This is a genomic window from Actinoalloteichus fjordicus (genome assembly GCF_001941625.1).
Lineage (GTDB): Bacteria > Actinomycetota > Actinomycetes > Mycobacteriales > Pseudonocardiaceae > Actinoalloteichus_A > Actinoalloteichus_A fjordicus.
The window spans coordinates 1,682,587-1,694,846 of the sequence record NZ_CP016076.1; the positions used below are offsets into that span (position 1 = coordinate 1,682,587).

The window sequence follows — 12,260 nt, forward strand, 5'->3', positions numbered from 1 at the left end:
CGACCAGTCTTCTCGCCGACGCCGCCGAGCCGATATCTGATGAGACTGGAGGCATCAGGTGGCCGCTGAACGGGCCTACACCTTCTCTGACACCACTGCCGGCTACCTGGAGGACTACCAGGACGGTCGCATCCGGTTACGCACCCTCGACGGCAGGCGCATCGCCCTGCAGCTGACCGAGAGCAGTTCCGGGCAGCTGCTGCGCAATCTCGGCGGGCCGCCGGTGGACGTCACCGGCAGCCTCGCCGATCACCTGCGGCCGGGCAGACTGCTCTTCGCCTACGGCCCGGTGTACCCCGAGGCCGACGGCCTGCGCTACCAGGTGAGCAGCCTGCTGTTCGTCGAGTCAGGGAACTCCGGCGACGACTTCGTCTTCGAGACCCCCGAGTGGTGGACCGACCAGCTGCGCGCACTGGCCGGGTTCTACCGCCGGGCACAGTTCGGCGCCGGGGAGGTCGACTTCGCCGACTACCGCACCGAGTTGCGGCTGGGCGGCGACAAGAACGGCCGACACGTCCAGGAGACCGACACGATCTCGCGGCTGGTCTACGGGATGTCCTCGGCCTATCTGCTCACCGGCGAGGAGGACTTCCTCACCGTGGCCGACCGGGGTTCGGGGTATCTGCGGGAGCACATGCGCTTCGTCGACACCGAGCAGGACGTCACCTACTGGTACCACGGCATCGACGTCGACGGGATGCACGAGCGCAAGCTCTTCACCTCGGAGTTCGACGACGACTACCACGCGATCCCGGCGTACGAGCAGATCTATGCCCTCGTCGGCCTGGTGCAGACGTACCGGGTCACCGGCGATCCCGCCATCCGACGCGACATCGAGGGCACGATCCGGCTCTTCCGTCGCTTCTTCGCCGACCCCAGACGGGGCGGGTACTTCTCGCACATCGACCCCGTGCGCCTGAGCCCGCACGAGGAGTCGCTCGGCCGCAACCGGTCCAGGAAGAACTGGAACTCGGTCGGTGATCACGCCCCCGCCTACCTGTTCAACCTGTACCTGGCGACCGGCGATCCGACCTACCGGGACATGCTCGAGCACACCTTCGACATGATCGTCTCGCACTTCCCGGACCGAGGTCCCGGCGGCAGCCCCTTCGTGCAGGAGCGATTCCACGAGGACTGGTCGCCCGACCGGGAGTGGGGCTGGCAGCAGGATCGCGCGGTGGTCGGGCACAACCTCAAGATCGCCTGGAACCTGACCAGGATGAACGCCGCGGTGCCCAAGTTCGAGTACCAGCAGCTCGCCAGGCGCCTCGCAGAGACGATGCCCGCCATCGGCCGGGACCCGCAGCGCGGCGGCTGGTACGACGTCCTGGAACGGCAGCCGCGCGACGGCCGCCACGACTTCGTCTGGCACGACCGGAAGGCCTGGTGGCAGCAGGAACAGGCGATCCTGGCCTACCTGGTCCTCGCAGGCCACACCGGCGACGCCGATCACCTGCGGCACGCTCGCGAGGCCGAGGCGTTCTACAACGCCTTCTTCCTCGACCACGACGAGGGCGGCGTCTACTTCACGGTGCTCGCCGAGGGCCTGCCCTACCTGCTCGGCACCGAGCGGCTGAAGGGCAGCCACTCGATGAGCATGTACCACGCGGCCGAGCTGTGTTACCTGGCCACCGTCTACAGCAGACTCCTGGTGCGTCGCGAGCCGCTGGACCTGTGGTTCCGGCCGGGCCCCGACGCGGACTTCCCCGACGGACTGCTGCGGGTGGCACCGGACGTGCTGCCGCCCGGCCGGACCGTGCTGGACCGGGTGCTGGTGGACGGCGAGCCGTTCACCGACTTCGACCCCGACGCGATGGCCGTCCGGCTGCCGCGCAGCGCGAGTCCGCTCACCGTCCAGGCCCGGCTGCGCCCAGTGGAGGAACGGTGACCAGGACGACGACCTCCGCCGTCGGCGCGGGCTCGGGAGCTGCCGCCTCCCGGACACAGCAGGCGGGCAGGGGCGGCGCCCTGGTCGTCGGCTCCGACGTGCCCGCCGTCGCCTCGGGCGGGCGGCCTGCCGCTGGAGCGGATGAGCGGCTCGCCGCTGGAGCCGACGGGCGGCCCGAGATCTCCGCCGTCCGCTGGGTCGACGGCTTCCGCATCGTCCGAGGCAGACCGCTGCCCCTCGGCGCGACGGCGACGGCGACGGGCATCAACTTCGCGGTCGCCTCGGCGACCGCGACCAGGATGATCCTGGTGCTGCTCGACCCGGAACGCGGCTCCGTACTGGGCGAGATCCCGTTTCCCGACGACTATCGGGTGGGCGACGTCTTCGCCATGACGGTGCTCGGTCTCGACCCGGACCTGGTGCACTACGCACTGCGGGTCGACGGTCCGGCCCATGCGCCGGGCGCCCGATTCGATCCCGACGCACTGCTGCTCGATCCCCATGCCCGGCTGCTGGCAGGCGGCGAGCGATGGGGCGAGCGGCCCCGGTACCGAGGCAAGGTCCTCGGCGCCGCCGGATCGGACTTCGACTGGGGCGAGGACCGCAGGCCCCGGTTGCCCGCCGCCGACCTGGTGATCTACGAACTGCACGTCCGAGGCTTCACCCGAGACGACTCCGCCGGAGTCGACGCACCGGGAACCTATGCCGGACTGCGGGAGAAGATCCCCTATCTGCGGGAACTCGGCGTGAACTGCGTCGAGCTGCTGCCGGTGTTCGAGTTCGACGAGACCGAGAACACCCACCGGGACCCGACCACCGGCGCGCCCCTGCTCAACAGCTGGGGTTACAGCCCGATCGGCTTCTTCTCGCCGAAGACCGGCTATGCCGCCGACCCGGCCGAGGACGGCGCGGCCAGGGAGCTGAAGGAACTGGTCAAGGCGCTGCATGCCGCCGGGCTCGAGGTGATCCTCGACGTCGTGTTCAACCACACCGGCGAGGGCGATCATCGGGGTCCGACGCTGTCCTTCCGAGGCATCGACAACGCCACGTACTATCTGTTGACCCCGGAGGGCTACTACCAGAACTACAGCGGCACCGGGAACACCCTGAACTGCAACCATCCGGTCGTGCGGAGCTTCATCGCCGACTGCCTGCGGTACTGGGCGGTGGAGTACCACATCGACGGCTTCCGCTTCGACCTCGCCTCGATCCTGTCGCGGGGCACCGACGGGTCGCCGATGGAGAATCCGCCGTTGCTGGAGGAGCTGGCCCATGATCCGGTGCTGGCCGACTGCAGGCTCATCGCCGAGGCCTGGGACGCGGCAGGCCTCTATCAGGTCGGCAGCTTCCCCGCCTACGGGCGTTGGATGGAGTGGAACGGCCGCTATCGGGACACGCTGCGGCGCTTCCTGGTGGGCAGACCGGACAGCGCGGGCGAACTGGCCGCCCGGCTGGTCGGCTCGCCCGATCTCTACGCGGGGCGGGGCACTGGGGCCTCGGTCAACTTCGTCACCTGCCACGACGGCTTCACCCTCGCGGACTGGGTCTCCTACGACCACAAGCACAACGAGGCCAACGGCGAGGACGGCCGCGACGGCGGCGAGGACGACGCGAGCTGGAACCACGGACACGAGGGCCCGACCGACGATCCGGAGATCCGCGCGCTCCGGGGCAGGCAGACCCGCAATGCGCTGCTTCTGCTGCTGATGAGCAACGGCGTGCCCATGCTGCTCGCAGGCGACGAGTTCGGCCGGACTCAGCAGGGCAACAACAACGCCTATGGCCAGGACAACGAGATCACCTGGGTGGACTGGGCCGCGGCGGCCGGTCACACCGACCTGATCCGCTTCGTCCGGCGCTGCATCGACTTCCGGCTGGCGCACCCGGTGCTGCGGCGTGCCGCGCATCCGCAGGGGCAGACCCCGCCGGGATGGCAGTACCCGGAGGTGAGCTGGCACGGCGCCAGGCCGTGGGAGCCGGACTGGTCACCGGGATCGAGTCTGGTGGCGATGATGCTGCACGAGAAGGCAGACGACGGGCGCACCGACACCGTGTTCGTGGCGGCCAACGCCCATGCGGAGCAGCGGATCGTCACGCCCCCGGCCGCGCCTGCGGGAACCGGCTGGCATCTCTTCGCCGACACCGGCCGAGCTCAGGCCGCCGCCGAGGCGGGGGAGGAACCCGCCTGGGCAGGGCCGGAGCTGACGTTGACGGCGAGATCGGCGGTCGTGCTGGTGGCACGACCCGACGGAAGTGAGGACACATGAGCTTCGAGGCGTATCTCGGATTCACCGAGGGGACGGCCACGATCCACCTCGCGGGCGAGCTGGGCGAGAGTTCGACACCGGTCTTCCGGTCGCTGGTGGACCAGGCGGGCACTCGACCATTAGAGCGCCTGGTGCTGCAGATGAGCGCGTTGCGGTCGATCTCCTCGGCAGGCGTCCGTGCCCTGGTATGGGCGCACCAGATGATGGGACCGCGCGTGGAGATCATTCTCGTCGGTGCCCGTGCGGAGGTGCGGGAGACGATCCGATTGGCTGGATTCGATCACTCCATCACGATCGCGACGGCAGGTAGCAGCGCCTGAACCTGCCCGCGCGAGTTGATTTCCTCCGGGGGAGCATGGCCCATTCGGCCGACGGCCGAATGGGCGCCGTCGGAGGCTGTCGACCTATGTCGAGGCATTCGTGAGCACCAGCCCTGTCGGGGCCGATGTCGGGGCGCCCGGACCGCCGGCCCGCCGGCCGCAGACTGTTGACCATCGATCACTGTCCGTCCATACGCGGCGGGGCTGAATCAATTCGGCCCCGCCGCGTCGCTCGTGGTGCGGGCCGGGTTCGATGAACTATTTCTCATTGGCTGTTCTTCTTTCTTGGCCGGCGATTTGTCGGCTGATCGCCGGGTCGCATTCACCGGTTCGCCTGTCGTGGTGGTCCTTGGCCGTTTGGCCCGCTTACCCGTCGGTAGCAATCGGGAGCCGGCTGAGATGTGGCCCACAGCGGGTGCTTCCCTGTGGCGGGCACCCGAGACAGTTGGTTGCACAGGCAACAATTGCCGTGTGCGGAGAGTATGCGAACCACTACGACGATCGGGGGCCGCACTCCTCCTCGTGCGGGCTTGATCGGGCGGTGAACGGCGCCCTGACGTGTGCGGATCGTGATCGTCTGGGGCTTATGAAACCATGTTGATGTCGACGGCAAATCGCTCTGCCCATGCATGATTGCGACACCAGGGTGACGACTCAACAGGCTATATTACGGAGAGTGATAATAGATTCCGCCGCTCGGCGGAGTCTTTCAACTTCCGGGCTAGGAAGCGGCCCGGACAGATCAAGGCGACTTCGTGAGGTGTAGCTTGCCGTAGTGCTTACTCTTACGGAGTATTAAACCGAGCTGCTCGTGCTTGTAAGACTGGGGTGAGGATGACCGGATACAGTTTGAAGTCTTCTCTTTCGCTGGCCAGAAGTGACGACGTCTCGCGATTCGCTGCGCAGGCCTTCAGTTCGCTCCCGCGGGCTGACCAGCGACGTTGGGCTGAAGTGTACCTGCGTGGGCTGCTGCTGGGAAAGGGTAGGAAGTCCGTCAAGCGGATGGCTGAGGAAGTGCTCGCGATGCCTGCTGCGCAGTCGCTTCAGCAGTTCATCAACCAGAGTCCGTGGGACTGGACGGCAGTCCGTCGATGGCTGGCCAAGGAGGCCGCCGCGCAACTCTCGCCACGTGCCTGGGTGATCGAGAACACGGTGATACCCAAGCGTGGCACGCATTCTGTCGGCGTGGAACGCAGATTCGTTCCCAGTGAGGGAAAGGCGGTCAATTGTCAGGTCGGGATGGGCTTGTTCCTGGCCTCCGAGTATGCCAGCGTCCCGGTTGACTGGCGTATCGTGCTGTCGCCGAGATGGACCGAGGACGCTACCAGAAGGAATCGAGCTTATATTCCCGAATCGGTACACTCGAAGGACGAGTGGGAGTATGTGCTCGACATGATCGACGAGGTCGGGTTGGACTGGGAGTCCGCTGCGGCACCGGTACTGGCCGATCTCCGGGGAATGGGAGATCCGGGCCGACTCATCGCGGGCCTCGGGGAACGTGGTGTCAATTTCGTGGTGCGAGTCAGCGCCACCCAAGAAGTGATCGGCGGGCCCCATCTGGCCGCCGTGCGGCCCACTGACGTGCCGCGCCAGGAACGACGTGTGACAGCGCAGGAGTACCTGCGGACCATGGACTCCCGCCATCGCCAGGTGATCGACTGGTGGGGCGGAGAGCCGGGCCGACCGCGTCGAGCGCGACTCACCTCCGTGCCGGTACGACTGCCCTCGCTGGGGGCGGGGCGGTCGCCGAGCGTCGTCGAGAGATCGGCCCTGCGTCTGGTGGGTGTCCGGCCGACGGACGGCATGAGTCAGGGCAGCGTTTGGCTGACCAATCTGACCGAACAGCGGACGTCCGAGGTGATGTCGCTGACCAGGCTTCAGCATCGGGCCCGGGCGGACCTGCACACCCTGCAGGACGAGTTCGGGCTGCGTGACTTCGAGGGCCGCTCGTATCGGGGCTGGCACCATCACGTCACGCTCGTCTCCGCCGCGTTCGCGCACTCCCGTTTCGCCAAGGGCGCGGACCTGCACGTTCGGCAGTCCTCCTGACGTCTTCTGCTGACGTCTCGCACCACCGCTGACCACTGGTCGGTCACCGAATGTCGACGGCGACGCTCGGTGGGCGACCGCCTTGCCTGCCGTGGCGAGGTCGTCGGACGGGCGTTGCCCGATCGACGACTTCGCCACCGGCGTCCCGGCGGACGCCCCCTTTCTGATCGCGGCGCCCTGCGGGTCCCGGTCGCCTCCGTCTCGCCATTCGGCGCGGCTCCGCCGTCGTCCCTGGTCAACGGCATGTCTGCGCGTCGCAGCGACTGCTTTTGCTCAACTGTGCTAACTTCTGCTCATGCAAGCAAAGTCTGATTCGGGCGAGCTGACCGTGACCGAACGCGCCCGGCGGACCCAGATCATCGCCGCCGCGATCGAGACCGTCGCAGAGCTGGGGTACTCGCGCGCCACCTATCGGCAGATCGCGGCGCGGGCGGGGCTGAGCAGTACCGGCCTGATCTCCTACCACTTCGCCAACCGCGCGGAGCTGGTCACGGAGGTCGTTCGCGACGTGCTCGCCCGGTTCGGTGCCTTCGTGGTGGAGCGGCTCGACGAGCACGAGACCGCGCCCGAGCAGCTGCGGGCGTTCCTCACCGCGCAGATCGACTTCTCCCGTGGCAACCGCGCCTCGATGCTGGCGCTGCGGCGTATCCAGGCCGACACCGAGATCACCGACTCGCAGACTCGGACGTTCGCCGAGCTGGTCGAGTCCGACCACGCCGCCCTCGCCGAGCTGCTGCGCCAGGGCATCCGGCGCGGGGAATTCCGCGACTTCGACCCCGATGCGATGGCGCTCTTCGTCTTCGCGCTGCGCGACGGGGTGCTGTCGCGGCTGCACGACGCGGCGCCCGCCGAACTCGACGTCATCAGACAGGAGCTCGCGACCATGATCGATCTCGCCACCAGGAGGTGACCATGACGCACCCGCGACCGATCCGCTGGGCAGCGGCGGCAGCAGGTGCCCTGCTGCTCACCGGATGCGCGAACCACACCGCCGTCGACGCGAGTCAGGAGACACCGATGAGCGATGACCTGGTCACCGTCGACACCGGCCCGATCCGAGGCGTGGTGGCCGATGACCACCGACGCTTCCAGGGCATCCCGTATGCCGCCGCGCCCACGGGCGAGAATCGATGGGCGCCGCCGCGGCCCGCGCCGTCCTGGTCGGAGGTGCGTGACGCCACCGAACCGGGCTCGCCGTGCCCGCAGATCGGCGCCTCCTACGCCGACACCGGGAGCACCGACGAGGACTGTCTGGTCCTCAACGTGACCACGCCGATGGGCGACGCCGAGCCCCGGCCGGTCATGGTGTGGCTGCACGGTGACGGCGCGGTCGGCTCCGGAGACCTGTTTGACGGCACTCGGCTCGCCGTGGACGGCGACGTCGTGGTCGTGACGGTGAACTACCGGCTCGGCCTCTTCGGCGGCTTCGGGCTGCCCGGCCTGGCGGACTCCGGCACCTTCGGTCTCCAGGACCAGCGCGCGGCCCTGGAATGGGTGCAGCGCAACGCGGCGGCCTTCGGCGGCGACCCCGACAACGTCACCCTCTTCGGGGTCTCCTACGGCGCCACCGCCACCAGCGCTCACCTGGTTTCCCCGGACTCGCAGGGCCTGTTCCATCGTGCGATCCTGCAGAGCGGCTTCCCGCTGATGGACGCGCCTGCCGGCTCGGTCTTCCCCGGCGTGCCCGCCTTGCCCTGGTTCGGCTGGACCAGCTCCGAACAGGCCGAGGCGCTCGGCTCGATGCTGGCTGGGGAACTGGGCTGTGCCGACCCGGCGGCTGCGCTGGAGTGTCTGCGGGCGTTGCCGGTCGAGACACTGCTCGACTATCCCCAGGTGATGAACATGTTCCAGCAGATGGCCTATGACAACGACGTCCTGCCCGGCGTACCGGGCGATCTGCTGGCCGCAGGCGACTTCGCGGCGGTGCCGGTGCTCTCCGGCGCGACCCGCGACGAACACCGCACCTTCGTCGGCACCTTCCGTGACCTGATCGGGCAGCCGGTGACGGCGGAGCAGTACCCGGACCTGCTGGTGGAGGCCTTCGGTACCGACGCGGCACTCGTGGCGGCCGAGTACCCGCTGTCCGACTACGCATCGCCGAGTCTGGCGTTCGCGACGGTGCTGACCGACCGGATGTGGGCCCTCTCGACCTTCCGGCACAACGGCATGTTCGCGGCGAAGGTGCCGACCTATGCCTACGAGTTCGCCGACTCCGACGCTCCCAGCGAGATCCCCTTCCCGGCGGACCTGCCATCGGGGGCGTTCCACAGCGCCGAGACGAGCTACCTGTTTCGCTCCGCGGATTTCGTGGAGCTGCTCACCCCGGCGCAGCTCGTGCTCTCCGACCAGATGATCTCCTACTGGACGAACTTCGCCCGGTCCGGTGACCCCAATGGCGTAGGCCTGCCCGACTGGGCGCCGTTCGACGAGGCGGACAACGTCTTGTCGCTGGCCCCCGGCGACGCCGGGATCGCGCCGGTCGACTACGTCGCCGAACATCGGCTCGACTTCTGGCGCGACATCGCCTGAGGCTGAGCCGGGCGCGACGATGCGGGCGGCGTGACGGTGCGTCGCCCGCGTCGTCGGCGGTCCCGGCCGTACGCCTACGGTCTGCGGACATGGACGAGTTCAGTGCGCTGCGTGCGCGGCAGAGGGCCTTCGTCGAGGCGCGAGGGTGGCAGGAGTTCCACACCCCGAAGAACCTCGCGCTGGCGTTGACCGGCGAGGTCGGGGAGCTGGTATCGGAGGTCCAGTGGCTTGCGGCGGAGGAGATCCCGGCGGCCCTGGCCGAGGGGCCGCTACGGGGCAGGATCGCGGACGAGGCTGCCGACGTCCTGCTCTATCTGCTGCGCTTCGCCGACTCCTGCGGCATCGATCTCCTCGCCGCCGCGAACGCCAAGATCGACCGCAACGAACAGCGCTTTCCCGTCGAACTGCAACGCGGTTCGATCGTCCGGGTCGACCCCCGAAGTGATCCGGCGTCGACCACGCAGCCGGACGGGGCCGAGTCGAGGTGAGAGCGGCCTGCCCCCGGGATGCGCACCGGAGGGTCGCGTCGTGCCCGGGGGAGCGGAGCGGCGATCGCCTAGCGGCCGAGCCTGCGCCGCACGGCGATCGTCGCGACGGCACCGACGCCGAGCACCGCCGCGCCGACGAGCAGCGATCGTGCCGAGCGCGGCTGTCGCCGGTGCTCGGCAGCAGACCAGTCGGTCGTCGAGGCGTCCTCCCGACGGTCGCTCGACTCGTCCCGGCCTGCCGCAGCCTGCTCGGTGACAGCCGCGCCGCCGTCGGCTCCGGCGTCCTCGGGTGTCGTGGCGGTCGCCTGCTCGGTGCTGACGGCGGGGTCGGCGTCGTTGGTGGGGGTCACGGGGGCGTGCCCGGAGACGGCCGAGTCGCTCGCGGTCGCCGAGTCCGCTGGGCGGCTCGTCTCCGCCCACCCCGGATCAGCCTGCGCCCCCGCAGCACCGGAACGCTCGACGTCCCGAGAGCCCGCTGCCTGCGCCTCGTCCGCCTGGCTCGACCGGTCGGCTTCGGTGAACCACGCCGACACGGTGGGCGCGACCGGTGCCTCGGCGTGGTCCTGCCCTGCGGTCGCCCGGTCGAGACCGGCGGGCTCGGTCGGGTCCGCCGCCGGGGTCTCCGCGCCGTGGCCGATGCCGTCCGGCGCGGTGGAGTCCGGCGCTGCGGAGTCCGCGTCCGGGGCGTCCGCCGCAGCAGCGCCTGCCGGGGCGACGGTCGCCGCGACGGCAGCAGGCTCGCTCGACCCGGCTGAGCCGCCCGCGACCGCTGCGGCCTCGGCGTCTCCCGCGCCCTCCGAGACCTCGGTGACGTCCGCGACGATCACCGTGACGTTGTCCGGCCCGCCACCGGCCAGCGCCGCCTCGATGAGTCGGTCGGCACAGACCTCGTGGTCGCCGATGCGCAGTTCGACGCTCAGCGCCGCGTGGTTCAGGACGTCGGTGAGTCCGTCGGAGCACAGCAGATAACGGTCACCGGCGCGCACCTCGCGCAGCTCGGTGGTGGTCTCCACGACCTCTTCGCCGGTCAATGCACGCAGCACCAGCGAGCGTTTCGGGTGCACCTCGGCCTCGGCGATGGTGATGCGGCCCGCGTCGACGAGCGATTGAACGAACGTGTCGTCGTGGGTGATCTGGACGAGTTCGTCGTCCCGCATCAGATACGCGCGCGAGTCGCCGACGTTGAGCAGCCCCACCCGGTCGTCCGCGAAGAGCAGCGCGGTGAGCGTGGTCCCCATCCCGGCGAGCTCGGGCTCCTCCTCGACGGTGGCGGCGATGGCGCTGTTGCCGTCGACCGCCGCGTCGCGCAGCGCGCCGAGCAGGTCCTCGGCCGGGTCTGCGTCGTCGAGCGGCGTCACCGAGGCGATGACGACCCGGCTCGCGATCTCGCCGCCCACATGGCCGCCCATGCCGTCGGCCACCGCGAGCAGCCGAGGGCCCGCGTACACGGAGTCCTCGTTGTTCGAGCGGACCAGCCCCCGGTCACTGCGGGCCGTGTAACGCAGAGCGAGGGTCATGGGGCAGCTCCTTCACCCGTCCTACCTCTGTGGAGGAGACGTCCGATCAGTTTGCGGAGAGGGTCGTCACCACCCCCGACCACAGCAGGTTAACGCAGAGCCAAGACTGTTCCCTCGCTCAGTGCCACGGTGCGGCCCCGGTGCCGACACCGGGGCGACGCCTGCTGCACCGAGCGAGGGAACCCGCCTCCCCTATGTCGCCCCCTGGTCGACATGGGAGCGGCACCCGTCGCCTGACCCCTCGCGCAGGCGGCGGGTGCCGAGTTCAGTCGGCGCCTTCTCGGCGCCTGCCGCCGATATGAGCGGCTTTGTCTGCTTTCGCATACCTGTTGTTCGCAGGCAGCAGCCAGAACACGATCGCGATTGCCGCAGCGACCACCGCGAGAATACTCAGAATTCCGACCATGGGCGGCGGATGGCCGCCGAAGAACAGCAGATACGGAAATGCGGAGAGCACTGCGAAAATAGTGATTAAGACGCGGGCCGAGGTGGTCCCCCGGCGTGCCGAGAGTCCGCGGAACAGCAGCATCGCGGCACCGAACACGGCGATCAAGGCGTGCGAAATCAAGGTCTCCCGTCGTGCCCCGATCAGCCGGTCCCCCTCGGCGGGACCGACCCGTTCCGGTATTTCGGTCACCGACATTCCGGCTGCTTCCGGCAGGATCTCCGGCGACTCGTCGATGACCGGCACGATGTCGTCTGCGGCCAGGGTCTCGCCGCCGGAACAGCCGAGCACGGCGCCGGTCACCGCGTCACCACGGCGATCAGGATCGTCACCAGCAGGCCGGTCAGGGTCCCCGGCTTGCGAGCAGGCGTCGTCGGTACCGCCGGCTGCGGACCAGGGGCAGTCTGGGGTCGGTTCATCGGAACGGGTCTCCCTGCCATTCGAGCTGTCGGGCTCGACCACGACGACGTGGTCGCCTGCCTGCGGTGCTCGGGTGTCGCGGACGCGTGAGGTGTGACGCGTATCGGAGCGTGTCGACCACGTCGGCGGAAAGGATCGTGCTATCGGCTCCCGTCGGTCGCCGAAAGGTTCGCCGACGGTTCTACCCGCGTTCGCGTGGGCGGTCAGATCGGGGCTCGGTATATCCTCTCTGGCGGGAATGACACCGGATTCAGGGTGCGATTCCGGCTCGATTTCGGTCTGACTACTCGGGGGCCGGCGTCGTGGCGAACCGGCCTGCGGAGCGGATCAGATGTTA

General features: G+C 69.0%; 9 protein-coding genes. 7 read left to right on the forward strand and 2 right to left on the reverse strand.

Going from position 1 to position 12,260, the window contains the following annotated elements:
• The first annotated feature begins 58 nt into the window (after positions 1-58).
• From UA74_RS07700 to UA74_RS07730, 7 genes are all read left to right on the forward strand, one after another.
• Entirely contained in the window at positions 59-1,888 is a 1,830-nt protein-coding gene (locus UA74_RS07700; RefSeq protein ID WP_075764125.1) for an AGE family epimerase/isomerase, read from the forward strand.
• Positions 1,885-4,155 (forward strand): glycogen debranching protein, encoded by a 2,271-nt coding sequence (locus UA74_RS07705; protein ID WP_198042960.1) that lies wholly within the window; start codon positions 1,885-1,887, stop codon positions 4,153-4,155. The genes UA74_RS07700 and UA74_RS07705 overlap by 4 nt, the downstream gene beginning before the upstream one ends.
• A complete protein-coding gene (locus tag UA74_RS07710) occupies positions 4,152-4,475 on the forward strand; it encodes an STAS domain-containing protein (protein WP_075739659.1) in 324 nt (107 codons plus the stop codon). The genes UA74_RS07705 and UA74_RS07710 overlap by 4 nt, the downstream gene beginning before the upstream one ends.
• An 834-nt stretch (positions 4,476-5,309) precedes the next feature.
• Positions 5,310-6,524, forward strand: a complete 1,215-nt coding sequence (locus tag UA74_RS07715) for an IS701 family transposase (protein ID WP_075739660.1) — start codon at positions 5,310-5,312, stop codon at positions 6,522-6,524.
• A gap of 295 nt (positions 6,525-6,819) precedes the next feature.
• Positions 6,820-7,434, forward strand: a complete 615-nt coding sequence (locus UA74_RS07720; protein WP_075739661.1) for a TetR/AcrR family transcriptional regulator — start codon at positions 6,820-6,822, stop codon at positions 7,432-7,434.
• A 2-nt stretch (positions 7,435-7,436) separates the two neighbouring features.
• A complete protein-coding gene (locus UA74_RS07725) occupies positions 7,437-9,053 on the forward strand; it encodes a carboxylesterase/lipase family protein (protein WP_318533292.1) in 1,617 nt (538 codons plus the stop codon).
• A gap of 89 nt (positions 9,054-9,142) precedes the next feature.
• Complete coding sequence (locus tag UA74_RS07730) at positions 9,143-9,541, forward strand: nucleotide pyrophosphohydrolase (RefSeq protein WP_083683008.1); 399 nt, start codon at positions 9,143-9,145, stop codon at positions 9,539-9,541.
• Positions 9,542-9,609: 68 nt separating this feature from the next.
• Here UA74_RS07730 and UA74_RS34120 read toward each other — a convergent pair whose 3' ends face one another.
• On the reverse strand, positions 9,610-11,058 hold the full coding sequence (locus UA74_RS34120) for a protein phosphatase 2C domain-containing protein (protein WP_075739663.1): 1,449 nt from the start codon (positions 11,056-11,058) through the stop codon (positions 9,610-9,612).
• A 265-nt stretch (positions 11,059-11,323) separates the two neighbouring features.
• Complete coding sequence (locus tag UA74_RS07740; RefSeq protein WP_075739664.1) at positions 11,324-11,806, reverse strand: hypothetical protein; 483 nt, start codon at positions 11,804-11,806, stop codon at positions 11,324-11,326.
• Positions 11,807-12,260: the final 454 nt, after the last annotated feature.

Coding starts and splice junctions, on each gene's coding strand:
- UA74_RS07710 (WP_075739659.1), top strand. CDS start 4,152: ATGAGCTTCGAGGCGTATCTCGGATTCACCGAGGGGACGGCCACGATC.
- UA74_RS07715 (WP_075739660.1), top strand. CDS start 5,310: ATGACCGGATACAGTTTGAAGTCTTCTCTTTCGCTGGCCAGAAGTGAC.
- UA74_RS07720 (WP_075739661.1), top strand. CDS start 6,820: ATGCAAGCAAAGTCTGATTCGGGCGAGCTGACCGTGACCGAACGCGCC.
- UA74_RS07725 (WP_318533292.1), top strand. CDS start 7,437: ATGACGCACCCGCGACCGATCCGCTGGGCAGCGGCGGCAGCAGGTGCC.
- UA74_RS07730 (WP_083683008.1), top strand. CDS start 9,143: ATGGACGAGTTCAGTGCGCTGCGTGCGCGGCAGAGGGCCTTCGTCGAG.
- UA74_RS34120 (WP_075739663.1), bottom strand. CDS start 11,058: ATGACCCTCGCTCTGCGTTACACGGCCCGCAGTGACCGGGGGCTGGTC.